This is a genomic window from Bradyrhizobium sp. DOA1 (assembly GCF_001593325.1).
Lineage (GTDB): Bacteria > Pseudomonadota > Alphaproteobacteria > Rhizobiales > Xanthobacteraceae > Bradyrhizobium.
Window position 1 is genome coordinate 3,844,816 of the sequence record NZ_JXJM01000001.1, and the last position, 22,747, is coordinate 3,867,562.

Annotated in this window: 24 protein-coding genes; 10 read left to right on the plus strand and 14 right to left on the minus strand. The window is 64.2% G+C overall.

Features of this window, described 5'->3' with window-relative positions; translation table 11 throughout:
- Positions 1–844, plus strand: an 844-nt coding sequence (locus tag SE91_RS18360) for a c-type cytochrome (protein ID WP_156490020.1), incomplete at its 5' end; no start/stop codon positions are given.
- 238 nt (positions 845–1,082) lie between these two features.
- On the opposite strand, the gene SE91_RS18365 is transcribed toward SE91_RS18360, so the two are convergent.
- Entirely contained in the window at positions 1,083–2,051 is a 969-nt protein-coding gene (locus tag SE91_RS18365; protein ID WP_061848587.1) for a catechol 2,3-dioxygenase, read from the minus strand.
- A 442-nt stretch (positions 2,052–2,493) separates the two neighbouring features.
- Between SE91_RS18365 and SE91_RS18370 the strand changes: the two genes are divergently transcribed.
- Positions 2,494–4,233, plus strand: a complete 1,740-nt coding sequence (locus SE91_RS18370; RefSeq protein WP_162492954.1) for an ATP-binding protein — start codon at positions 2,494–2,496, stop codon at positions 4,231–4,233.
- Between the two features lie 117 nt (positions 4,234–4,350).
- On the opposite strand, the gene SE91_RS37140 is transcribed toward SE91_RS18370, so the two are convergent.
- Together SE91_RS37140 and SE91_RS37145 are read right to left on the minus strand one after the other, a co-directional pair.
- On the minus strand, positions 4,351–4,518 hold the full coding sequence (locus SE91_RS37140; protein ID WP_008552704.1) for a hypothetical protein: 168 nt from the start codon (positions 4,516–4,518) through the stop codon (positions 4,351–4,353).
- A 177-nt stretch (positions 4,519–4,695) separates the two neighbouring features.
- Positions 4,696–4,839: a hypothetical protein gene (locus SE91_RS37145; protein WP_167520680.1), complete on the minus strand. Its 144-nt coding sequence runs from the start codon at positions 4,837–4,839 to the stop codon at positions 4,696–4,698.
- A 211-nt stretch (positions 4,840–5,050) separates the two neighbouring features.
- On the opposite strand from SE91_RS37145, the gene SE91_RS37150 reads away from it, so the two are divergent.
- Positions 5,051–5,206, plus strand: a complete 156-nt coding sequence (locus tag SE91_RS37150) for a hypothetical protein (RefSeq protein WP_008552708.1) — start codon at positions 5,051–5,053, stop codon at positions 5,204–5,206.
- A 6-nt stretch (positions 5,207–5,212) separates the two neighbouring features.
- Here the strand turns inward: SE91_RS37150 and SE91_RS18375 are convergent, their stop codons facing one another.
- Positions 5,213–5,836, minus strand: a complete 624-nt coding sequence (locus tag SE91_RS18375) for a ParB-like protein (RefSeq protein ID WP_061848588.1) — start codon at positions 5,834–5,836, stop codon at positions 5,213–5,215.
- A 326-nt stretch (positions 5,837–6,162) separates the two neighbouring features.
- On the opposite strand from SE91_RS18375, the gene SE91_RS18380 reads away from it, so the two are divergent.
- The 6 genes from SE91_RS18380 (at position 6,163) to SE91_RS18405 (ending at position 10,965) form a co-directional block, all read left to right on the plus strand.
- Positions 6,163–6,504, plus strand: a complete 342-nt coding sequence (locus SE91_RS18380) for a hypothetical protein (protein ID WP_060735756.1) — start codon at positions 6,163–6,165, stop codon at positions 6,502–6,504.
- A 222-nt stretch (positions 6,505–6,726) separates the two neighbouring features.
- Entirely contained in the window at positions 6,727–7,014 is a 288-nt protein-coding gene (locus SE91_RS18385; RefSeq protein WP_007592476.1) for an acyl carrier protein, read from the plus strand.
- Positions 7,015–7,024: 10 nt separating this feature from the next.
- Complete coding sequence (locus SE91_RS18390; RefSeq protein WP_008552714.1) at positions 7,025–7,495, plus strand: 3-hydroxyacyl-ACP dehydratase FabZ family protein; 471 nt, start codon at positions 7,025–7,027, stop codon at positions 7,493–7,495.
- A complete protein-coding gene (locus SE91_RS18395) occupies positions 7,492–8,700 on the plus strand; it encodes a beta-ketoacyl-ACP synthase (RefSeq protein ID WP_061848589.1) in 1,209 nt (402 codons plus the stop codon). The genes SE91_RS18390 and SE91_RS18395 overlap by 4 nt, the downstream gene beginning before the upstream one ends.
- A 46-nt stretch (positions 8,701–8,746) precedes the next feature.
- Complete coding sequence (locus SE91_RS18400; RefSeq protein WP_060735754.1) at positions 8,747–10,024, plus strand: beta-ketoacyl-ACP synthase; 1,278 nt, start codon at positions 8,747–8,749, stop codon at positions 10,022–10,024.
- A gap of 8 nt (positions 10,025–10,032) precedes the next feature.
- Positions 10,033–10,965, plus strand: a complete 933-nt coding sequence (locus SE91_RS18405; RefSeq protein WP_061848590.1) for a lipid A biosynthesis lauroyl acyltransferase — start codon at positions 10,033–10,035, stop codon at positions 10,963–10,965.
- 103 nt (positions 10,966–11,068) lie between these two features.
- On the opposite strand, the gene SE91_RS18410 is transcribed toward SE91_RS18405, so the two are convergent.
- From SE91_RS18410 to SE91_RS18440, 7 genes are all read right to left on the minus strand, one after another.
- The gene (locus SE91_RS18410; RefSeq protein ID WP_061848591.1) at positions 11,069–12,196 is read right to left on the minus strand and encodes a polyamine ABC transporter substrate-binding protein; all 1,128 of its coding nucleotides are present in this window, start codon (positions 12,194–12,196) and stop codon (positions 11,069–11,071) included.
- A gap of 7 nt (positions 12,197–12,203) precedes the next feature.
- Complete coding sequence (locus SE91_RS18415) at positions 12,204–13,382, minus strand: aminotransferase (protein ID WP_061848592.1); 1,179 nt, start codon at positions 13,380–13,382, stop codon at positions 12,204–12,206.
- Positions 13,383–13,390: 8 nt separating this feature from the next.
- Complete coding sequence (locus SE91_RS18420) at positions 13,391–13,717, minus strand: rhodanese-like domain-containing protein (RefSeq protein WP_061851186.1); 327 nt, start codon at positions 13,715–13,717, stop codon at positions 13,391–13,393.
- Between the two features lie 308 nt (positions 13,718–14,025).
- Complete coding sequence (locus tag SE91_RS18425; protein ID WP_061848593.1) at positions 14,026–15,954, minus strand: potassium transporter Kup; 1,929 nt, start codon at positions 15,952–15,954, stop codon at positions 14,026–14,028.
- Positions 15,955–16,093: 139 nt separating this feature from the next.
- A complete protein-coding gene (locus tag SE91_RS18430) occupies positions 16,094–17,995 on the minus strand; it encodes a potassium transporter Kup (protein WP_060737676.1) in 1,902 nt (633 codons plus the stop codon).
- A gap of 173 nt (positions 17,996–18,168) precedes the next feature.
- A complete protein-coding gene (locus SE91_RS18435; protein WP_008552764.1) occupies positions 18,169–18,996 on the minus strand; it encodes an OmpA/MotB family protein in 828 nt (275 codons plus the stop codon).
- A gap of 33 nt (positions 18,997–19,029) precedes the next feature.
- Complete coding sequence (locus tag SE91_RS18440) at positions 19,030–19,803, minus strand: motility protein A (RefSeq protein WP_008552766.1); 774 nt, start codon at positions 19,801–19,803, stop codon at positions 19,030–19,032.
- Positions 19,804–20,116: 313 nt separating this feature from the next.
- On the opposite strand from SE91_RS18440, the gene SE91_RS18445 reads away from it, so the two are divergent.
- A complete protein-coding gene (locus tag SE91_RS18445) occupies positions 20,117–20,404 on the plus strand; it encodes a hypothetical protein (RefSeq protein ID WP_061848594.1) in 288 nt (95 codons plus the stop codon).
- A 17-nt stretch (positions 20,405–20,421) separates the two neighbouring features.
- Here the strand turns inward: SE91_RS18445 and SE91_RS18450 are convergent, their stop codons facing one another.
- From SE91_RS18450 to SE91_RS18460, 3 genes are all read right to left on the minus strand, one after another.
- Complete coding sequence (locus SE91_RS18450; RefSeq protein ID WP_061851187.1) at positions 20,422–21,141, minus strand: RraA family protein; 720 nt, start codon at positions 21,139–21,141, stop codon at positions 20,422–20,424.
- 114 nt (positions 21,142–21,255) lie between these two features.
- Entirely contained in the window at positions 21,256–22,137 is an 882-nt protein-coding gene (locus SE91_RS18455; protein ID WP_061848595.1) for a CDP-alcohol phosphatidyltransferase family protein, read from the minus strand.
- 86 nt (positions 22,138–22,223) lie between these two features.
- A partial coding sequence (locus SE91_RS18460; protein WP_063921304.1) for a phosphatidylserine decarboxylase occupies positions 22,224–22,747 on the minus strand: 524 nt, incomplete at its 5' end.

Below are 22,747 nucleotides of genomic sequence, written 5' to 3' on the forward strand. Positions count from 1 at the left end.
GCGGGCGACGGCACCGGCGAACAAGCTCGCTTTTCCGTTCAATCTGCGCCCTCTGCTCGCCGGCTGGAATGCTCTGTTTCACCAGACAAAGGACTTCAAGGCGAATCCCGCGAAGTCCGAGCAATGGAATCGCGGTGCCTATCTCGTCGAGAGCCTCGGCCATTGCAGCGGCTGCCATTCGCCGCGCAATGCGCTTGGTGCCGAGCAGCGCCAGGCCTATCTCGCCGGCGGCTTCGCCGAGGGCTGGGAGGCGCCGGCGCTCACGTCGCTCTCACGCGCGCCCATCCCGTGGAGCGAGGACGAACTCTTCGCTTATTTGCGCACGGGCCATTCGCGCTATCACGGCGTCGCGGCCGGTCCCATGGCGCCGATCGTAAGAGACCTCAAAGCCCTGCCCGATGAGGACATCCGCGCGATGGCAGTCTACCTCGACTCATTCAACGATGCTGGCTCCGACCGGCAAGCGCAGGATACGCTCGCCGCAAAACTCGAGAGCGCAACGCAAGTCACCGTCGCCTCGTCCACCGGCGCCCGGCTCTATCAGGGCGCCTGCGCCGTCTGCCACGAAGTCGGTGGTTTGCCGCTGTTCGGCACAAGGCCCTCGCTCGCGCTCAACAGCAATCTGCACAGCGCGACATCGGACAATCTCGTACAGGTGATCCTGCACGGCATCAGTGAACCGGTGTCGAGCGATCTCGGCTACATGCCTGCCTTCAGAAACAGCATGAGCGACGCGCAGCTGGAGGAGCTCGTCACCTTCCTGCGCAGGCAGTTCGCGCCGGACAAGCCGGCCTGGACCGGTGTGCGCGAGACGATCGCGCGCGTGCGATCGTCGGCGCATTAATGCAATACAAGGAACGCGCAGCTGGAAGCTCGCGTGCGGCCATCCTTCGAGACGCCCGCCTTCCGGCGGGCCCTCAGGATGAGGACGGAGTGCATGGCAGCAGTTCGATAGGCAAAGCTGCCGTTTAGCCTCTTCCTGAGGAGATCGCGAAGCGATCGTCTCGAAGGACGAGGCCCTTGCTCAAACCTCGCCAAGCTCATACGGAGAGAGCGCTGGTATCGGTCAAGTCGGCTTTAACTCAGCCGTGCTTCTTCATCTCAACCGGCGGTGTGCCGTGGGTGTGGAAGGACTCGATCGTCTTCAGCCCCCAGGCTTGGCCCTTCTTGCGCTCCTCTTCGGTCCACACGATCGGCTTCCAGTCCGGCGCGAGGATGAGGCGTGCGCCGGCATTGGCGACCTCGATGCGGTTGCCGCCGGGCTCGTAGACATAGAGGAAGAAGGTCTGCTGGATCGCGTGCTTGTGCGGTCCCGTCTCGATATGCACGCCGTTCTCCAGGAAGATGTCGGCGGCGCGCAGAATCTCCTCGCGGCTGTCGAGCGCGTAGGTGACGTGGTGGAAGCGGCCGGGCGTGCCGGAATGATCGAGCGAGTATGCGAAGTCGTAGCTCTTGTTCGACATCGTCAGCCACATCGCAGCTTCTCGGCCGTCGTTGAGCACGATCTGCTCGGTGAGCCGGCAGCCGAGATAATTCTCGAAGAACTCGCGGTTGGCCTTGATGTCGACGGCGAGGCAATTGAGATGGTCCAGCCGGCGGACGTTGATGCCGCGCGCGGGAAAGCGTTGCGCCTGATTCTTCAATGCGGGCTTCAGCTCAGCCGGCGCCTGATACCATTCGGTCTCGTAGTAGAGCTCGACGATGTGGCCATCGGGATCGCGGCAGCGGAAGGTCGGCCCCTGTCCCATGTCACCGTCGATCCAGCCGATGTCGAAACCGGAGCCCTTGAGCGCGGCGACGCGGCGCTCCAATGCCTGCTGACTACGCGCGCGCAGCGCCATGTGCTCCATGCCCGATGTCTTCGAAGCCGTGAGCTTGAGCGAATAGCGCTCGTAATCGTCCCAGCCGCGCAGGTAGACCGATTCGCCCTTCTCCCCGCTGACGGTCATGCCCATGACGTCGACGAAGAATTTCAGGCTCTCCTCGGGCTTGGGCGTCAAGAGCTCCATGTGGCCGAGATGCGCGAGATCGAGGATCGGTTCGGTCTGCATGGTTTCCTCCAAACTTGGCTGCCGAGCGTGACTGCGAGCCGCGGGGCCACGCAATCGACGCGGGACTGCAACGCGCTCACGCCCGGCACGGCACCGAAGCCACCGGACTATTTGTACTAATGTACAAATGATTAGTTCTCGTCAACAAATCAAACTGCCTGCGAATGGGCACGGCTCGCCCACCCCAGCGATGACAGGGTTCCACGAGCGGCGGGGCCTGACTGCCCGAATGGTAAAGTCTTCCTAAATGCTTTCCGCTCTCCCGGGGCTTGGAAATGCAGCTTTTCGCGCCCTTCCCGCCCAAAAATATGCGTGGGGAACCAGCCCTCCCGCGCAATTGCCGCAGATTTAACGAAGCAGCTGCAGCAGCGGCTTAACCGTTTGTGCAGCCACGGCCGCGCATAGTTCGGGCTAGTCCTTGCTCTTCTCAGGTTCATCCATCGTGACATCCTTTGGACGCGTGATTTCGGTTCGCGGGTCGCTGGCCCGGGTCGGGCTTCTGGCGGAAAGCCGGATGCCGGTCTCGGAGGTTCGGGCGACCGTCGGCCGCTTCGTCAGTATCCGCTGCGCTAGCTCGGTCATCGTCGCGATGATCACCGAGGTCTCCTGCGAAAACCTGTCGGGCAACGACAATTACATCGCGATCGCCTCGGTCGACCTGCTCGGCGAAATCCTCAATGCCGCCGACAAGGCCAAATTCCAGCGTGGCGTCACCAATTATCCGACCATCGGCGATGCCGTCGACCTGATCACGAGCCAGGAGCTGCGCACGATCTACGCGCCGACCGGGTCGGACCAGATCAATGTCGGTTTCCTGCAGCAGGACCGTTCGGTCGTCGCCTATGTCGACGTCGAGGAAATGCTGTCCAAGCACTTCGCGGTGCTGGGATCGACCGGCGTCGGCAAATCGACCGGCGTCTCGCTGTTGCTCAACGAGATCCTGAAGGCACGGCCGAACCTGCGCATCTTCCTGCTCGACGTGCACAACGAATATGGCCGCTGCTTCGGCGACCGCGCGCTGGTGCTCAATCCGCGGAACCTGAAGCTGCCGTTCTGGCTGTTCAATTTCGAGGAAATCGTCGACGTGCTGTTCGGCGGCCGCGCCGGCGTGCCCGAGGAGCTCGACATCCTCGCCGAGGTGATCCCGCTCGCCAAGGGCGTCTATACCCAATACCAGAACGCCGACCGCATCGGTCTCAAGCGCATCGATCCCAAGCAGATCGGCTACACCGTCGACACGCCGGTGCCCTATCGCCTGGTCGACCTCTTGTCGCTGATCGACGAGCGCATGGGCAAATTGGAAAATCGCTCCTCGCGCATCATCTATCACAAGCTGATCTCGCGCATCGAGGCCGTGCGCAACGACCCGCGCTACACCTTCATGTTCGACAATGCCAATGTCGGCGGCGACACCATGGCCGAGGTCATCAGCCATCTGTTCCGCCTGCCGGCCAACGGCAAGCCGATGACGGTGATGCAGCTCGCCGGCTTCCCGGCCGAGGTCATCGATTCCGTCGTCTCGGTGCTGTGCCGCATGGCCTTCGATTTCGGCCTGTGGAGCGACGGCGTCTCGCCGCTGCTGTTCGTCTGCGAGGAAGCGCACCGCTATGCCTCCGCCGACCGCAACATCGGCTTCGGCCCGACCCGCAAGGCGGTGTCGCGCATCGCCAAGGAGGGCCGCAAATACGGCGTCTATCTCGGCCTGATCACGCAGCGGCCCGCAGAGCTCGACGCCACCATCATCTCCCAGTGCAACACGCTGTTCACGATGCGCCTTGCCAACGACCGCGACCAGGCGCTGCTGCGTGCCGCCGTGTCGGACGCCGCCGCGAACCTGCTCTCCTTCGTGCCTTCGCTCGGTACCCGCGAGGTGTTGGCGTTCGGCGAAGGCGTCGCACTGCCGACGAGGCTGCGCTTCAAGGAAGTGCCGCCGCATCAATTGCCGCGCGGCGAGGCCACCATCTCGAGCGTGCCGTCCGTCACCTCCGGCCACGACATGCATTTCGTCGGTGCCGTGCTGGAGCGCTGGCGCGGCGCCACCTCGCAGCGCGACGTGCCGAACGATCCGGTATTCTCGGCGCCGCCCGCCAAGACGCTTTCCAACGTCGAGGCCCCGATGCTGCAGCCCTCGATGGGCCTTGATCCCGATCGCTTCTCGCTGCTGAAGAAGCCGTTGCGGTAAGCCGCTGATGTCCCGGACGCGCAGCAGCGTGCACGCTGCTGCGCAGAGTCGGGACCCACGCCAAGATCGCTACGTCTGAGAATCTAGCCCTCAGCGCGGCTCACGCTCTCGTGCCGCTCACGTCTTCCGCCGCAGGCTCCAGAGGCTGCCGGCGAGCAGGACGGCCGTCACGAGCAGGATGGCGACGAAGGTCTGGATGATGGTGAAGTTCAGTGCATCCCGCGCGACGAACAGCGCCGTGATGGCGCCGGCAACAACGAATAGAAGGCGTAGGATCAGGCTCATCGTCGCGTCTCCGGCTCAGCATGACCGGAGCCCGCGTGCTCTCGCATTGGCCGCAATGCGCCTCTCGCCCCTCATGCGTCGCCATCGTAGCCGTCCAGGCCGGCAGGGATTTGCGACACATCAAGAGTCCCAGCGCCAATCTGACGCGGAATTGAAACCAAGCCGGCGGATGCGGCTCTAGCGCTTGCTCATCAACGCGAGCGCCGGCGCAAAGCGCTCGGAGAACGTCAGCGTCTTGGCGTGGTGAACCGCCGCGAACGATGCCGAAATCCCTGCTGAAGCGACCGCGAGCAAGGCAATGGCGAAAACCAGACGGCGCATGTTGGCCTCCTGTGTGAGCTCGACTACCACAAAGAGATGGGCCCGCTCTGTTTCAGGACGGTTTCATCGCCACGGAAGTTGGTTTCGCTCAAGCGCCTGTGATGGGATCGGGCTTATCAAAGCCGGGGCCGTAACCAACTAACAAGTATCGCCGTTGTCTTGCGGCGGCCGCAGCGTCTGCTGACAAGTGGAGTGATCAAGGACTACTCAAATGAACGTCGTCATCCGAAAGCTCAATGGTCTATGGCACCTCATCGTCGGATCGTGTCAGATCCGAACGCCGTTCTTGGAAACCCAGGACCGCGCCCTGGTGGTGAATTATGCCCGGCGCGTCTATCCCGGCGCCAAAATCTTCCAGCGCGACTGATCGCGCCTAATCGTCCTCCGCCGGTCCGCACCAGCCCGGCAGATAGATCGCATCCTGGCTTTTGGCCGAAGCCATGGCCTTCTCGATGGCCTTGCCGAAATCGGCATTGATCAGCTTGCGCGAGAGCTTTCGGCGCAGATAGTCGGCCCACAGGAATTCCGAGAACGGCGTCGTATTCTTGGCGAAGCCACCGATGCGGCGGAGCTCGCCCGCAAGACTGCGAAAGGGGTCGTCCTTGAGGTCGGCGACCGATTTCGGCAGGTCGCGGAACGGCCGCCTCTCGCCTTTGGCATCGTAAGGGTAGACCCAGCGCTTGTTGTCCATGACGCCCCAGAAGGCCTCGCGCTCGACCATTCGGAGGTCGCCGATCACGGTCACCAGCACCTCCTTGACGCCCTCGTCGTGCAGCGCGCGGCCGAGATGGTGGTGATCGATGACGTAATAGCGCTCATCCGGCCCGTACACGACGGGCATCATGTGCTTGCCGAGCAGGTCGGCCTGCTTCTTCCCGTCGTGCTGACGCCAGCGCTTGCGCTTCTCCTTGACCTCGCGCATGCCGACCGTCATCTGCGTGGGCCGAAGCGACAGGATCGGGACCGGATGCACTCTCGGCTCGCGTGGATTGGTCATGGTCGAACGGTCCCTTACATCGTTGCAGTCGGCGGATCGGTTCCCTGGACTATGCCATGGGCCTTGGGGCAGCAAAACGTGTTGGGTTGTGCGCGGAGATCACAAGCCGATGTGGTCTGCAATGCAGAGGCGCGAGCGTCCCGGCCATTGTTGCGACGAAACCCCGCGCTTTCCCGACAGCGTCGCAGCCGGCCCCGCGGGCATTGAGCAGGCGCTATGCAAAATAGTGCGAACAGACAATACACGTCCGCGTTGAGAAGATTTTCTGCAACGGGTTCGTCACGTGTGCTATCTAAAAATCGCTGCTTCGGAGTGATCCTCGCCCCATGAAAACCCAGCGGCCCATAAGCTCTGATGACGAGCACCGGGTGCTCCAGTTCAGGCCGCGCACCTCGCCTTCCCCCACCATTCGCCGGGGCAGCGGCACTGTGCAGCCACTGCGCTCCGCGCCTGAGCCGCTCGACCTGTCCCGCTACGAGCAGCCCCGCAGTGAACCGAACGAATATCGCCATCGCATGCTCGCCAACATCGCGGCGCTCGCCTTCACTATTGCCCTGACCGCGATCGGGATCTGGCTCGCGGTGAGCATCGCCGAGCTGCGCCGGACCCAGGATTGCGTGCTGATGGGCCGCCGAGACTGCCTCAAGATTACGACACCGCACATCTAAGTCAGGCTCGCCGCCCGTCCCTCGCCGGGAGGAGCCGCGGCAGGCATCCCCAGCCCTGTCCCTCCGCTTGCCCGGCTCCATTGAACTCAGGGCGGCGCTCCGATATACGGGCTTTCGACCCGGCCAGAGGGGGGTTAGAGGGCGTCATCAGGGCGCGATGCCCACCCACCCGCGCCACTCTGGAAATCTGACAAATATCCGCAATATATCAAAGGCTTAGTGATGTCTTCCACATTCGATCAGGTCGCCACGATCATCGCTGAAACCTGCGACATCCCGCGCGACACGATCACGCCGGATAGCCATGCCATCGACGATCTCGGCATCGACAGCCTCGATTTCCTCGATATCGCCTTCGCGATCGACAAGCAGTTCGGCATCAAGCTGCCGCTGGAGAAGTGGACCCAGGAGGTCAACGACGGCAAGGCCACCACCGAGCAGTATTTCGTATTGAAGAACCTGTGCGCGCGCATCGACGAACTCGTCGCGGCCAAGGGCGCGAGCGCCTAAGCGCGCAGCCATGCAACTCGAATACTTCCACATGATCGATCGGATCGTCGACCTCAACGTCGACGAGAAGACGATTGTCGTCGAGGCCCAGGTTCCGAACGCAAGCACCATCTTCGAGGGACACTTCCCGGGTTATCCCTTGATGCCCGGCGTGCTCCTGATCGAATCGATGGCGCAGGCTTCGGGTTGGCTGCAGCTCGGAATGCTGAAGTTCGAGCGCATGCCGATCCTCGCCGCCGTGAAGGAGGCCAAGGTCCGCGGCTCGGTTTTCCCCGGTGACGTCATGAGTATCGAGGCGATCCTGTCCCATCAGGGTTCGGGTTATGCAGTGACCGAAGCCAAGATCCGGGTCGGCGGCAAGCTGCGCGCCAACTCGACCCTCACCTTCACACAGATCCCGTTCCCCAATGCGGATATGCGCGGACACATGGACGCGATCGCCAAACGCGTCGGCTTTCCGCAACAGGCCGTATCGCCATGACTGACACTCCCGTTACGACGTCCGGCCAGACGGAAGTCTGGATCACCGGCATTGGGCTCGCCACCTCGCTCGGCGAGGGACTGGACGCCAACTGGGCCGCGCTCCAGGAAAAGCGCATCAATGTCGACGAGAAGGGCTTTGCGCCCTACGTCGTGCATCCCTTGATGCCGGTGTCTTTCGACAGCCAGATTCCGAAAAAGGGCGATCAGCGCCAGATGGAAGCCTGGCAGCGCATCGGCACCTACGCCGCCGGCTTGGCGCTCGATTCCGCCGGGATCAAGGGCAACAAGGACATCCTGTCGAAGATCGACATGGTGATCGCCGCAGGCGGCGGCGAGCGCGATCTCAACGTCGACACCGGCGTGCTCACGGCCGAGGCCAAGGGCGCCAACGCGCCCGGCTTCCTCAACGAGCGGCTGATGAGCGACCTCAGGCCGACGCTGTTCCTGGCCCAGCTCTCCAACCTGCTCGCTGGCAACATCGCCATCGTCCACGGGCTCGGCGGCACCTCGCGCACCTTCATGGGCGAAGAGGTGGCCGGCGCCGACGCCGCCCGGATCGCGCTTGCGCGCATCGCCTCGGGCGAGAGCGACATCGCGCTGGTTGGCGGCTCGCACAATGGCGAGCGCAAGGACCTGCTGGTGCTGTACGAATTCGGCGACTTCAATCTGAAGGACAAGTTCGCACCGGTATGGGGGCGCAAGGACCATCCCGGCTTCGCGCTAGGCTCGGCCGGCGCGTTCCTGGTGCTGGAATCGCGGGCGCATGCGGAAGCACGCGGCGCAAAGCCGTTTGCGAAGCTGTCGAGCGTCGTTGCAGATCTGGCGCGCCGAAAGCAGGCTGGCGAGATGACGGCGACGCTGGAAAAGCTTTGGGCCAAGCTGCCGAAGCGCGACGGCAAGGGCGCCATCATCACGGGCGCGACCGGCGCGGAGCCGGCGACGAGCGAGGAGCGCAGCTTCCTGAAGAACCATGCGGAGCTCCCGGTGCGCTCGACCGGCACGATGTTCGGCCACACCATGGAGACGCAGTTCCCGCTCGGCATCGCGCTGGCCGCGCTGGCGATCTCGCGCGGCGCGTTGTTCCCGCCGAACGATTCCACGGGCACCGAGATTGAAATGCAGGGCGCGCCCACCCAGATTGTGGTGGTGGGGGCCGGACACTGGCGCGGCGAAGGCATGGCGCTGGTCGAGGCGGTGAGCTGAAGCGCGGCGCGCTTTGGCCAAGCTTAAGCTCTATCGGGGGATCGACATGACTGCACCACGCGACAAACTCGGGCGTCCCGTCGTCGTCGTCACCGGCATGGGCATCATGACCTCGCTCGGCGCCGGCAAGGCCGACAATTGGGCCAGGCTCGTCGCCGGCGAATCCGGCATCCGCACCATCACGCGTTTTCCGGTCGACGGCCTGAAGACCACGATGGCCGGCACGGTCGATTTCGTCAGCGTCGATCCGTTCTCCTCCACCGCCCTTTCCGAGCGGATGGCCGAGATCGTGACGGAGGAAGCGCTCGCGCAGGCCGGCATTGGCGCCAAGGCCGATTTCCCCGGTCCCCTCTTCCTCGCGGTCGCGCCGGTCGAGGTCGAATGGCCGCAGCGCCGCGAGCTCGGCCGTGCCGTCGGTGCGCTCGACTTCAACTATGACGATCTGCTGCGCATCTCCGGCGGCGGCAAGTACAGCGCCTATCATCACCGCTTCATGTTCGGCTCGGTCGCCGCGCACCTCGCCGAGACCTTTGGCACCAAGGGCTCGCCGATCTCGCTGTCGACCGCGTGCGCGTCCGGAGCCACGTCGATCCAGCTCGGTGTCGAGGCAATCCGGCGCGGCGAGACCGATGCCGCGCTGTGTGTCGCGACCGACGGCACCGTGAATCCGGAAGCGCTGGTGCGCTTCTCGCTGCTCTCGGCGCTGTCGACCCAGAACGATCCGCCGCAGGCAGCCTCCCGCCCCTTCTCGAAAAATCGCGACGGCTTCGTCATGGCGGAAGGCGCCGGTGCGCTTGTGCTGGAAAGCTATGAGGCCGCCACTGCGCGCGGCGCAAAGATCCTCGGCGTGATCGCCGGCTGCGGCGAACTCACCGATTCCTTCCATCGCACCCGCTCGTCTCCCGATGGGAAGCCGATCATCGGCTGCATGAACAAGACGCTGGCCGATGCGGGCATGACGCCGGACCAGATCGACCACATCAACGCGCACGGCACCGCGACGCCCGAGAACGACAAGATGGAGTTCAACACGACCTCGGCCGTGTTCGGCGAGCTCGCGCAGAAGATTCCGGTCACCTCGAACAAATCGATGGTCGGCCACACCATCTCCGCCGCCGGCGCCGTCGAGGCGATCTTCTCGCTGCTCACGCTCGAGCATCAGCGCATCCCGCCGACGATCAATTACGAGACGCCGGATCCGACGATTCTGTTCGACGTCGTCGGCAACAAGGCGCGCGATGCCCGCGTCACCGCCGTGATGTCGAACTCGTTCGGCTTCGGCGGCCAGAACGCCTCGCTGATCCTGACCCGCGAACCGGCCTGACCGGACGCATGTCGTTGCTTCCTGCGAGGATGAAGGCCCGCGCGCGGGAGGCGGCAAAGTCGATGGGCGGCAGCCTGATCGGCGCCGCCACCGTCGGCATGCTGCGCACCACGCGTTATTTCGATCCGGTCAAGACCTCGGACTTTTTCGCGCGCGCGGTCAAGCTGATCGGCCCGCGCCTGCGCGAGCATCGCATCGGCCGCGCCAATCTCACCGCCGCCTTTCCGGAGAAGTCCCCGGAGGAGATCGATCGCATCCTGATGGGCGTGTGGGACAATCTCGGTCGCGTCGGCGCCGAGTTCGCCCATATCGATCACGTCTGGAACTACGATCGCGATCACCCGGAGAAGAGCCGGATCGAATTGTCCGAGCGCAGCATCGAGCTGTTCGATCAGATCCGCGACGACGGCAAGCCGGCGCTGATCTTCGCCGCGCATCTCGCCAACTGGGAGCTGCCGGCTCTCGCTGCCGTCGCGCATGAGCTGGATACCGCGATCCTGTATCGCCGGCCGAACATCGCCTCCGCCGACCGCATCATCCAGGAAATGCGCCAGGTCAACATGGGCACACTGATCCCGGCGGGTCGCGACGCGCCGCTGCGGCTCGCGCAGGCGCTCAAGGACGGCAAGCACGTAGCCATGCTGATCGACCAGTACCTGACCGCGGGCGTCGAGGTCAGCTTCTTCGGCCGCAAAACCCGCGCCAATCCGATGCTGGCGCGGCTCTTGCGCCAGGTCGAATGTCCGATCCACGGCGTCCGCATCATCCGCCTGCCCGGCGGCCGCTTCCGCGGCGAGCTCACCGAGGAGATCCAGCCGGTGCGCGACGCCGACGGCAAGATCGACATCCAGGGTACCACGCAGGCGATCACCAGCGTGGTGGAAAGCTGGGTGCGCGAGCATCCCGAGCAGTGGCTCTGGCTGCATCGCAGGTGGCGGTAGCTGCTCCGTCATTGCGAGGAGCGAAGCGACGAAACAATCCAGAGTGCCTCCGCGGAAAGATTCTGGATTGCTTCGCTTCGCTCGCAAATGACGCGAATGTGCCTCAGCGCCCCGTCTTCACCTTGGTCCAGAGCCGGTTGATGATCCGCTGCGTCGCCGGCTCGCGCGCGGTGATGACGAACAGTTTTGAAAGCGTCGCCTCGTCCGGATAGATGTTCTTGTCGCCCAGGATTTTCGGATCGACCAGCTTCTGGCTGGCAAGGTTGCCGTTCGCGTAGGACAGGAAGTCCGAGTTCTTGGCGGCGACGTCCGGACGATAGAGATAGTTGATCAGTTCGTAGGCTTCCCTAACGTTCTTGGCATCGGCGGGGATCGCGAGATTGTCGAAGAACATCTGCGCGCCCTCTTTGGGAATCGCGTAGCCGATCTCGACGCCACTTTTGCCCTCCGCAGCGCGGGCACGGGCCTGCATGATGTCGCCGGACCAGCCGACCACGAAGCAGATCTCGCCGGTCGCGAGCGCGCTCAGATATTCGGACGAGTGGAACTTGCGCACCGACGGGCGAACCTTGGCGACGGCGTCAGCGGCCTTCTCCAGGTCCGCCTGCTTGGTCGAGTTCGGATCGAGCCCGAGATAGTTCAGCGCCGCCGGGAAGATGTCGTCGGCCGAGTCCAGCATGTGCACGCCGCAATCTCTGAATTTTGCAAGATTCTCCGGCTTGAAGACGATGTCCCAGCTGTCGATCTTCGCATCCGGCCCCAAGATCTGCTTCAGCTTGGCGACGTTGTAGCCGATGCCGGTCGTGCCCCACATGTAGTTGGCGGCATAGTCGTTGCCGGGATCGTAGGTCGCGAGGTGCTTGGTCACCATCGGCCAGGCGTTGGCCAGATTCGGCAGCTTCGTCTTGTCGAGCTTCTGGAAGATGTTGGCCTTGATCTGGCGCTGGAGGAAATACGCCGTGGGCACCACGACGTCGTAGCCGGACTTGCCGGCCATGAGGCGCGTTTCCAGCGTCTCGTTGGCATCGAAGGTGTCGTAGACGACCTTGATGCTGGTCTCCTTGGTGAAGGCCTCGAGGACCTCAGGCGCCACGTAGTTGGACCAGTTGTAGAAGTTGACGACCCGCTCCTGGGCACCGGCGGGCGGCGAAAGCAATGTCAGCGCTGCTGCGATCGCAAAACCAAGGCAAAGCCAGGAAAAGCAACGCCTCAATCGGCCGACATTCGTCATCTCAAATCTACCTCTTGCGCCCGCGCACTGCGTCCGACAGCCGCTCGAGGGCGGTGTCGAGAGTCTCGTCCTTCTTGGCAAAGCAGAAGCGCACCACCGAGGTCACGGGATCCTGCTCGTAAAAGGCGGACACCGGGATCGCCGCGACCTTGTACTCCTTCACGATCCGCCAGCAGAACTCGGTGTCGCTCTCGTTCAGCCCGAGCGGCGACAGGTCGACGGTGAGGAAGTAGGTGCCTTGCGACTTCAGGACGGGGAAGCCGAGGCTTTCGAGGCCATTGGTGAGGCGGTCCCTGCTCCGCGTCAGGTCCTTGCGCATCGACAGGAAGTAATCGTCGGACTTGCCGAGGCCGTAGGCGACCGCGGCCTGCAGGTTCGGCGCCGTGGTGAAGGTCAGGAACTGGTGCACCTTGGCGGCGACGCGCAGCAGCGGCGGCGCGGCGCAGACGAAGCCGATCTTCCAGCCGGTCAGCGAGAAGATCTTGCCGGCCGAGCCGACCTTGATGGTGCGCTCGCGCATGCCGGGGATGGTAATCAGCGGGATGTGCTTGTGCTCATCGAAGGTGACGTGCTCCCAGACCTCGTCGCAGATCGCGATGACGTCGAACTCCTGGCAGTAGCGCGCGAGCAGTTCGAGGTCCTCGCGCGGATAGACCACCGCGGAGGGATTCAGAGGATTGTTGAAGAGCACCGCTTTGGTCTTTGAATTGAACACGCTTTTCAGCATGTCCTCATTCAGCCGCCAGTGCGGCGGCTCGAGCCGGACGAGGCGCGGAATGCCGCCGGCCTGGCGGATGATCGGGAGGTAGGAATCATAGACGGGTTGGAAGCAGACCACTTCGTCGCCCGGCTGCACCACCGCGAGGATCGCCGAGGTCAGCGCCTCGGTACCGCCGGAGGTCACCATCACCTCGCTCATCGGATCGAGCTTGAGACCGTGCCAATGGCAGTAATGGGTCGCGATGGCTTGGCGCAGCTCCGGCAGGCCCATCATGGATGGGTACTGGTTGTAGCCGTTCAGCGAGGCCTCGGCCGCGGCGCGGCGGATGTCCTCGGGGCCGGGATCGTCGGGAAAGCCCTGGCCGAGATTGATCGCGGCATTGTCGCGCGCGGCCTGCGACATCGCCTCGAAGATGGTGACGGGAAGGTCGGCGAAGACCTTGTTCAGGGACGAGCTTTTGGACATCGGGCCGATCAGCCACCGACCTTGCTCGGAAGGCCCGCCGCCTTCCAGCCGAGCATGCCACCCGCGAGGTGCTTGTCGTAGGGCAAGCCGGCCGCCTGTGCCGCGAGCGAGGCGGTCACGGAACGCTTGCCCGAGCGGCAGGCGAACACGATCTCCTTGCCGCCGGGATCCGGGATCGCCTTGGGATCGAAGGTCGAGAGCGGCACCACGACGCCGTAGGGATAGGCCTCGGCCTCGACCTCGTTCGGCTCGCGCACGTCGACCAAGAGATAGCGGCCTTCGGCGACCCCCTTGGAGACCTCGTCCGGGGTCAGATCCTGTACCTGGTTTGCCACTTCATCCTCCACGTCGCGCCTGTGGGCCTGGGCGATCCCGGCCGGCGCGCAACCTCGCCTCTCGGGACGCGAAAATCAAGCGCTACAAAGGCTTGAGCCGCACGGCGCAAGTTAAAGCTAAATCGCAGCGAGTTGAAGCGCGGCTTTCAAGATGCCTGAAGCTCCTGCTTCACATCTCACCACCCCGCTCGGTGTCATTCCCCGCGCAGGCGGGGAATCCAGTACGCCGCGGCCTGTCGATTCAACCCGCAACTGTCTCGGAGTCCTGGATCACCCGCCTTCGCGGGCAATGACAGCGGTGGAGCTAGCTAGATCGTCACCTGCGTTCCGACCTCGACCACACGGCCGGACGGGATCTGGAAATAGTCGGTGGCGTCGTTGGCCGAGCGGCTCAGCGAGATGAACAGCCGGTCCTGCCAGCGCGGCATGCCGGAATGCACCGCGGGCTTCAGCGCCCGCCGCGACAGGAAGAACGAGGTCGACATGATGTCGAACTGCCAGCCGAGCTTGCGCGCGATCGCCAGCGCCTTCGGCACATTGGGCGATTCCATGAAGCCGAACTTCAGCGTGACCTTGGAGAAGGTCGGCGAGATCTGCTCCAGCCTGACCCGCTCGGCCGGATCGATCCGCGGGGTCTGCGCCGTCTCGATGGTGAGAATGACGTTCTTCTCGTGCAGAACCTTGTAGTGTTTCAGACTATGCATCAGCGCGGTCGGCGCACTGAGCGGGTCCGAGGTCAAGAACACGGCGGTGCCGGGGACGCGCTGGGGCGGCCGCTTCTCCAGCATGGCCACGAGGTCGGCGAGTGGGAACTCGAGCTTGCGCGACTTCTCGAACAGCAGCCGGCTGCCGCGCCGCCACGTGTACATCAGGATGATCATGAGCGCGCCGAGCGCCAGCGGCACCCAGCCGCCCTCGAACACCTTGAGCAGGTTGGCGGCAAGGAAGGTCAGGTCGAGGAAAAGGAACGGCGCGATCAGGGCTGCGGCTGCGATCGGCGACCACCGCCACACCTTCCAGACCACAACGAAGCCCATCAGCGCCGTGACCACCATGGTGCCGGTGACGGAGATGCCATAGGCGGAGGCGAGCGCGCTGGAGGAGCGGAACAGCAGCACCAGCAGCACCACGGCGAGCAGCAAAAGCTGGTTGATGCGCGGGATGAAGATTTGGCCGGAATGGGCTTCGGACGTATGGCGAATTTCGAAGCGCGGCAGCAGGCCAAGCTGAATAGCCTGACGCGTCAGCGAATAGGCGCCGGTGATCACCGCCTGGCTCGCGATGACGGTCGCCATGGTGGCGAGCACGACCATGCAGCCACGGAAGAAACCCTGCGGGAAGAGCTGGAAGAATGGGCTCACGATCGCCCCGGGATCGCCGAGGACGAGCGCCCCCTGCCCCAGATAGTTCAGCGCCAGCGATGGCAGCACGATGAACAACCAGGCGGTCTGGATCGGCCGCTTGCCGAAATGGCCGAGATCAGCATAGAGCGCTTCGGCGCCAGTGACCGCCAGGAACACCGCACCTAGCGTCACAAAGCCGATGATGCCGTGGGAGAGCATGAAGGACACCGCGTAGAGCGGATTCAGCGCGAGCAGCACCTGCGGCTGCTCGATGATCGGGTGGATCGCGGCGGCCGCAAGCACCGCGAACCAGACGCACATGATCGGGCCGAAGAAGGCCGCAACGCGGGCGGTACCGCGGGATTGCACCGCGAACAGCGCGACCAGGATCACCACGGTCAGCGGAACGATATAAGGTTCGAACCGCAGCGTGACGTCCTTCATGCCTTCGATCGCCGACAGCACCGAGAGCGCCGGCGTGATCACGGCATCGCCATAGAATAGCGCACCGGAGATGATGCCGAGCAGGACGACGGTGGCACCGCCGGTGCCGACAGCGCGCTGGGCCAAGGCCATCAGCGCGAGCGTGCCGCCCTCGCCGTTGTTGTCGGCGCGCAGCAGGATGACGACATATTTCAGCGTCACCACGACGATGAGGGCCCACAGGATCAGGGAGACGACGCCGAGAACGGCTGCCGGCGTGGGCGCGCCTTCGGCGCCCGAGGCCGCCAGCACCGCCTCGCGGAAGGCGTAGAGTGGGCTGGTGCCGATATCGCCATAGACGACCCCGATGCTGCCAAGCGTCAGCGCGCCGAAGCCGGCGGTGGTGTGGGCCTCGCCATGCCCGTTGGCCGCCGCCGTTTCCGGGGCGGAAATCACTGCGTCGCTAGTCATGGGAAAGCCCGATGGCCTCTAAAATGCTTCACTGCACAACGGCGGAAGAGCGCGCGGCTTATAGGCCTGCGCTGCGGGCATAGCCTAGCCCGATTCTGGGGCTTAGCCATGCAAATTCGCATGGCAGAGGCGGTAGCGGTTAGATCGTGACCTGGGTTCCGACTTCCACCACCCGACCCGTGGGGATTTGGAAATAGTCCGTGGCGTCGTTGGCGGACCGGCTGAGCGCAATGAACAAATGATCCTGCCAGAGCGGCATGCCCGATTGAGCCGAAGCTTTCAGCGAGCGCCGCGACACGAAGAACGACGTCGACATGATGTCGAACTGCCAGCCCTGCTTGCGGGCGATCGCAAGCGCCTTGGGCACGTTCGGCTGCTCCATGTAGCCGAAGCGCAGGCGAACCTTGGAGAACTTGTCGCTGATCTTCTCCATGCGGAACCGCTCCGACAGATCGACCCGTGGCGTCTGCGCGGTTTCAATGGTCAGGACCACGTTGTGCTCGTGCAGCACCTTGTTGTGCTTCAGATTATGCAGCAACGCGGTCGGCACGAAAGCGGGATCGCTGGTGAGGAACACCGCGGTGCCTTTGACGATGTGCGGCGGCCGCTTTTCCAGGCTCCGGATCAGATCGTCCAGCGGCACCTCGATCCGGCGCGTTTTCTGAATCAGGATTCCCGAACCCTTACGCCAGGTCCAGATCGTCCCCACCATGACGATGCCAAACAACAGCGGCACCCAGGCACCATCGAGCAGCTTCAACAGATTGGCACTGAAGAAGCTCAAATCGACGATGACGAAGGGCACGATGACAGCCGCAGCCGTGGCGGCGCGCCAGTTCCACAATTTCCAGATCACGACGAAGCCCATGATGCCGTCGGCGACCATGGTGGTGGAGACCGCGATGCCATAGGCGGAGGCCAGGTTGCTGGGGGTGTGGAACAGCAAGACCAGCAGCATCACGCCGATCAGCAGCAGCCGGTTCACGCGCGGCAGATAGATCTGGCCGGCGTGAGTCTCGGAGGTGTAGCGCACCTCGAAGCGCGGAAGCAGGCCGAGTTGCACCGCCTGATAGACCAGCGAATAGGCGCCGGTGATCACGGCCTGGCTCGCGATCACAGTCGCGGCGGTCGCAAGGCCGACCAGCGGCAGCACCAGACTGTCAGGCACCATGCGATAGAAGGAATGCTCGATCGCGCTGGGATCGGACAGCACCAGCGCGCCCTGCCCGAAATAGTTGATCAGGAGCGCGGGCAGCACGAAGAACATCCAGGCCGACTGGATCGGCTTGCGCCCGAAATGACCGAGATCGGCATAGAGCGCTTCGCCTCCGGTCACCGCCAGGAACACGGCGCCGAGAGTCACGAGGCCGATCACCCCGTGCGACAGCACGAACTGCACCGCATAATAGGGATTGATTGCCGCCAGCACCGTGGGGTCGTCGGCGATATGGACGGCCCCCATCACTGCAATGACGGCGAACCATATCACCATCACCGGCCCGAAGGCCGAGGCCACCAGTGCGGTCCCCTTGCTCTGGACGGCGAACAGCAGCGCCAGGATGAGGACAGTGAGCGGCACGACGTAGTGCTCGAACGCCGGAGTAGCGAGCTTCAGGCCTTGGACCGCCGACAGCACCGAGATCGCCGGCGTAATCATGGAATCGCCGATGAACATGGAGGCCCCGACCACGCCGAGCGCGAGCAGAACCCAGCTTCGCCGTCCGAGCGCGCGCTGGCCGAGCGCCATCAACGACAGCGTGCCGCCCTCCCCGTTATTGTCGGCGCGCAGCAGCAGCAGGACATATTTGGCGGTGACGACGATCAACAGCGCCCACAGGATCAGCGAGAGCACGCCCAGCACGATAGCCCGCGAGACCGGCTCGCCATGGGCCGCGCCCTTCACCGCCTCGTGGAATGCATAGAGAGGCGAGGTGCCGATGTCGCCGAAGACGACGCCGATGCTCCCGAGCGTAAGGGCCCAAAAACCTGATGTGACCGGCTTCCCGTCGTGGGTCTCGGTCGATGAGGTGCTCGCCGTCATGGGGGTGAAAAACGCTTCGTCCCTGAATTCGATCCGGCGCCTTTCGACGGTTCCGACGCGCCTGTCAATCGGCCCGCCACCATAGCAGTCGCCGAGATAGAAGCTGTGACACCGCAGCAACGTTGATCGCCTGCGCGACGACATGCCTCAGGTAAAATGGTAATGCAAGACCGTTAGGGCTTCAGGTTTGGCGGCAGTGGCGGGTCTTCGCGCATCAAGGTGATAGTCACCCGCCGATTGGCGGCGAGCGAAGGATCGTCCGGAAACAGCGGCTGGGTGTCCGCCTTGCCCGAGACGGCGAAGATGTGCGACGACGGCAAGCCTTCACGCTCGAGGATCTGGCGCACGGCATTGGCGCGATCGGCCGAAAGGTCGAAGGCGCCGTAGTCGCTGCGGGTCGGCACGAAGCCCGCCGCGGTGTGGCCGGCGATCGAAACGCGCAGCGGTGTCGCCTTGAGCGGAATCGCAAGCTTCTCGACCAAGCGGCGGGTGCGGTCGTAAGGCACCTTGGAGCCGTCGGCGAACATCGAGCGGCCGTCCTGATCGACGATCTCGAGGTTGAGGCCCTGCTTGGTCTCCTCGAACATGATGTGCTTGGACATCTCCGTCAGTTCCGGCATGTCCTGCAAGGCTTGGCGCAGCGAGGCGGCGGCGAGCGCGAAATTGCGATCGACCTTGATCTTCGCGCCTGAGGTCTTCTCGCGATCCTCCTGGTCCGGCGTCGGCGTGTTGGAAGCATCCTCGGGCTGGATGTGGTCGACGTTCTTGAGCCGCGGACGGGTCGGCAGGCCATCGGACTCGACGATGCCGGAATAGCGCGCTTCGGTCTGCACGCCGAACGCCTCGCGCATCGAGCCGGCGACGATCTTCAGCTTGTTGGCATCCTGGGTGGAGAACGCGACCAGCATCACGAAGAACGCCAGGAGCAGCGCCATCAGATCGGCAAAGGTCACGAACCAGCCGTGACCACCATGTGCCTCTTCGCGTTTCTTCTTTGCCATTGGCTGCTTTCTGCGACCGCCCTACCCGACCGATCAGGCCGGCACCGGCTCGCCTTCAGCGTGGCGATGCTTCTCCGGCAGATAGGCCAGCAGCATCTCGCGCACGAGCGTCGGGCTCTTGGAATCGCGGATCATCAAGATCCCGTCGATGATCAGCGTCCGGTTGGTCTCTTCATCGAGCAGCTTGCCATGCAGCTTGTCGGCGATCGGCAGGCAGATCAGGTTCGCGACGACGGCGCCGTAGAGCGTCGCCAGCAACGCGGTCGCCATGAACGGACCGAGCTTCGAGGGATCCTGCATGTTGGAGAACATTTGCACCATGCCGAGCAGCGTACCGATCATGCCGAATGCCGGGGCGCAGTCGCCGACCGCGCGATAGATCTTGCTGCCTTCGTTGAGGTGCATCAGAAAGTTGTCGCGGTCGCGCTCCAGATTGTCACGGATGAAGTCGAGGTCGTAGCCGTCGGCGACGTAGCGGATGCCCTTGGCGAGGAACGGCTCGTCGGTCTCGACCTTTTCGAGCCCGACCGGTCCCTGTTTGCGGGCGATCTCGGCAATGCGGGCGAGTTCGTCGACGAGGTCGTGCGCCGAAAGGCTGCTCAGGGTAAAGGCGAACTTTGCGCCCAGCGGCAAGCCGTGGATCATTGCCGACAATGGAAAGCGGATCATCGTTGCGGCGAATGAGCCGCCGAAGATGACGATGACGGCGTGGATGTCGTAGAACATCCCGAAGCTGCCGCCCATCAGGATCAGCGACGACACGACAATGGCGCCTGCGACCAGGCCAACAAGTGTTGCGATATCCATTATCGACTCCAACGCCTACGCAACAACGGCCGTCCTGGCCGCTGGTGCGGCTCAACCCCGAACCGCATCGCAGACCCTAGAGCGGCGCCATTAAAGACGCGTAAAGGTTAAGTCTGGACAGTCTGGTTCGCCGGACCGCAGACGACCGCGATGGCCGCCCGGCGGCGGGATTCTCAATACTTCGCTAACCACGATCGACCGCAGGAGAGCGGCAGCCCCCTCCGACTGCGGCCCTGCGTCACATCCGTGCCGAGGGATCCAGGGGGTAGTTTGTCCCTGTACGGCACGCTCCATCGCGGGGGAGCCATTCGCCATGGTGATCTTGTTCAGTCTTCTCACCGCGCTTCCGGCGGTGCTTTCGGTCCATCTGCTCGAGCCGGCGCTGGTTCTGCCTGCTTTCAGCGTGCTGCTCTTCATCGAGGCCGGGTTCGCGGTGATCGCCGCGCGCTGGATTCAACTCCCCGACAATGCAGGCGCGATCACCCTGTGGGACCTAGCGGGCGGCTTCACCCTGATCGGATGCGCCGCCGCCGTGTTCAGCGAGCCGGATCAGGCCGCCCTGCTCCTGACGGAACAGGGGCGGCTGCCGTCGCGACCTTAGATCGTCCAATCGGGCCGTCAGTGGATCTCCGCCGAGCGTTTCAGCGCGGCCTTCAGCTTCTCCAGTGAGAAGTCGGGGCTGCGCGCGATCTCCAGGATCGGCGTCTCGCGCCGGCCACAGAGCTCGGCAGCCTCGGGCAGCTTCGCCGCGACGTCGAGCGGGATCACGATGGCGCCGTGCTGGTCGGCATGAATGAGATCATCCGACTTCACGGTCATGCCGGCGACGCGCACCTCGCCGCCGAAGCTCTCCGCATGCACCCAGGCATGGGACGGGCCGATCGAGCCGGCCAGCGCCTGGAAACCCGGCGCCCATTGCGGGATGTCGCGGATCGAGCCGTCGGTGATGACGCCGAGGCAGCCGAGCGCCTTGTGCACGTTGCTCTGCACCTCGCCCCAGAACGCGCCATAGCCGACATCGGGGCCGTCGATGTCCTGGATCACCGAGATGCGCGGACCGTGACCGGTGCCGACATATTCGTAATATTCGATGCGGCGCTTGGACTGCTCCTCGGCCGGAAGCGAGGATTTCAGCACCGAGCGGATCGCGACCGTGCGGGCATAGCCGACGATCGGGGGCAGATCGGGAAACGGGCAGACCAGCTGCTTGATGGTGTAGCCGATCAGCCGCCGCTCGGGCGCCACGATCTCCATGGCATTGCAGATGGTCGGCGTGTCATAGCGGCCCAGCGCTTCGAGGACGGAAGCGGGCAGCGGCCCGGTCGCTTTATCGGTCACGGCGTTCTCTCCCAGGTTGGCGGCTGATTGACGCGATGCCGCCGGCACTGGGCGATATAGCCGAGATCGGGACTCAACCCAACTCGGCACACCTTCATGGCAGATATCTGCTACTCAGTGCAGCCGTCCGGGCCGGTCGTCATCCTGCGGCGGCTCCGACAGGTTCGCCATCGTCGGCGCCGAGGGCGGTGACGAGATTTCGCCATCCGCCGGCGCAGCGGTTTCCAGCGCCCGTGCCTGGTCGCGGTAGGATTTGTAGCCGAGCGGCAGGCAGAGCAGATAGAGCACCGTGCCGATCGAGAGCACATGCCAGGGATAGGCGATCAGGAGCGCGATGAAGACGACGACGGCGACGAACGCCGGCAGCACCAGCTCGGGCGGCACGCGCATGCGCTTGGTCTTGCCGGAGAACACCGGCAGGCGGGACACCATCAGGAAGGCGATCAGCAGCGTGTAGGCGGCCGTCATCGCCACGGGCCAGCGCCCGAGACCGAGGAACGCGACATAGATCGGCAGCAGCACGGTGATCGCGCCGGCCGGCGCCGGCACGCCGGTGAAGAAATTAACGGCGAAGGCCGGCTTGTTTGGATCGTCCATGGTGGCGTTGAAGCGCGCCAGACGCAGGCCGCCGGAGATCGCGAACACCATCGCGGCGATCCAGCCGGCATTGCCGAGCTCGTGCAGTTGCCAGAAGTACAGCATCAGACCGGGCGCCACGCCGAAATTGACGAAGTCCGCGAGGCTGTCGAGCTCGGCGCCGAACTTGGACTGGCCCTTGATCATGCGCGCGATGCGCCCGTCGATGCCGTCGAGCGCGGCCGCGAACACGATGGCGTAGACGGCGAGCGACATGTGTCCCTCGATCGACAGCCGGATCGAGGTCAGGCCGGCGCAGATCGCCAGCAGCGTGATGACGTTCGGCACCAGCATCCGCACCGGAATCGGGCGGAACCGCCGGCGGCGCGTATCGGGGTCCTTGAAATCATAGGGCGTCATGGCTCGTCCTCACCTCACGGCGAGATATAGCAAGCCACATCCCCCTCCGCCATTGCCGCGGAACGCCCGAAAGGACCGACTATTGGTTAATTGTTGCGGTAAGTGCGCCCGGAATCGTCTCCAGCGAGGTCAGCCAGAATCGTTTCGCCGGCGATTGCAGTCTGCCCTTCCGACACCAGCGCCTTGGTGCCCAACGGCAGATAGACGTCGAGGCGCGAGCCGAAGCGGATCAGGCCGAAGCGCTCGCCGGCGCCGATCGCCTGCCCTTCCTTGACGAAACAGACGATGCGCTTGGCGACGAGGCCGGCGATCTGGATCACGCCGATCCGCGCGGTCGGCGTCGTGATCACGAGCGAGTTGCGCTCGTTGTCCTCGCTCGCCTTGTCGAGCTCGGCATTGATGAACAGGCCGGGCCGGTACGCGATACGGTCCACCCTGCCCGCGATCGGGCTGCGGTTCACATGGCAATTGAACACGCTCATGAACACCGAGATGCGCGGCAGCGGCCGGTCGCCGAGGCCGAGCTCGGCCGGCGGCAGCGCCATGGTGATCATCGAGACGCGGCCGTCGGCCGGCGACACCACGAGCCCCTCGCGCACCGGCGTCACCC

Coding starts and splice junctions, on each gene's coding strand:
- SE91_RS18365 (WP_061848587.1), bottom strand. CDS start 2,051: ATGCAGACCGAACCGATCCTCGATCTCGCGCATCTCGGCCACATGGAG.
- SE91_RS37140 (WP_008552704.1), bottom strand. CDS start 4,518: ATGAGCCTGATCCTACGCCTTCTATTCGTTGTTGCCGGCGCCATCACG.
- SE91_RS37145 (WP_167520680.1), bottom strand. CDS start 4,839: ATGCGCCGTCTGGTTTTCGCCATTGCCTTGCTCGCGGTCGCTTCAGCA.
- SE91_RS37150 (WP_008552708.1), top strand. CDS start 5,051: ATGAACGTCGTCATCCGAAAGCTCAATGGTCTATGGCACCTCATCGTC.
- SE91_RS18375 (WP_061848588.1), bottom strand. CDS start 5,836: ATGACCAATCCACGCGAGCCGAGAGTGCATCCGGTCCCGATCCTGTCG.
- SE91_RS18380 (WP_060735756.1), top strand. CDS start 6,163: ATGAAAACCCAGCGGCCCATAAGCTCTGATGACGAGCACCGGGTGCTC.
- SE91_RS18385 (WP_007592476.1), top strand. CDS start 6,727: ATGTCTTCCACATTCGATCAGGTCGCCACGATCATCGCTGAAACCTGC.
- SE91_RS18390 (WP_008552714.1), top strand. CDS start 7,025: ATGCAACTCGAATACTTCCACATGATCGATCGGATCGTCGACCTCAAC.
- SE91_RS18395 (WP_061848589.1), top strand. CDS start 7,492: ATGACTGACACTCCCGTTACGACGTCCGGCCAGACGGAAGTCTGGATC.
- SE91_RS18400 (WP_060735754.1), top strand. CDS start 8,747: ATGACTGCACCACGCGACAAACTCGGGCGTCCCGTCGTCGTCGTCACC.
- SE91_RS18405 (WP_061848590.1), top strand. CDS start 10,033: ATGTCGTTGCTTCCTGCGAGGATGAAGGCCCGCGCGCGGGAGGCGGCA.
- SE91_RS18410 (WP_061848591.1), bottom strand. CDS start 12,196: ATGACGAATGTCGGCCGATTGAGGCGTTGCTTTTCCTGGCTTTGCCTT.
- SE91_RS18415 (WP_061848592.1), bottom strand. CDS start 13,382: ATGTCCAAAAGCTCGTCCCTGAACAAGGTCTTCGCCGACCTTCCCGTC.
- SE91_RS18425 (WP_061848593.1), bottom strand. CDS start 15,954: ATGACTAGCGACGCAGTGATTTCCGCCCCGGAAACGGCGGCGGCCAAC.
- SE91_RS18430 (WP_060737676.1), bottom strand. CDS start 17,995: ATGACGGCGAGCACCTCATCGACCGAGACCCACGACGGGAAGCCGGTC.
- SE91_RS18435 (WP_008552764.1), bottom strand. CDS start 18,996: ATGGCAAAGAAGAAACGCGAAGAGGCACATGGTGGTCACGGCTGGTTC.
- SE91_RS18440 (WP_008552766.1), bottom strand. CDS start 19,803: ATGGATATCGCAACACTTGTTGGCCTGGTCGCAGGCGCCATTGTCGTG.
- SE91_RS18445 (WP_061848594.1), top strand. CDS start 20,117: ATGGTGATCTTGTTCAGTCTTCTCACCGCGCTTCCGGCGGTGCTTTCG.
- SE91_RS18455 (WP_061848595.1), bottom strand. CDS start 22,137: ATGACGCCCTATGATTTCAAGGACCCCGATACGCGCCGCCGGCGGTTC.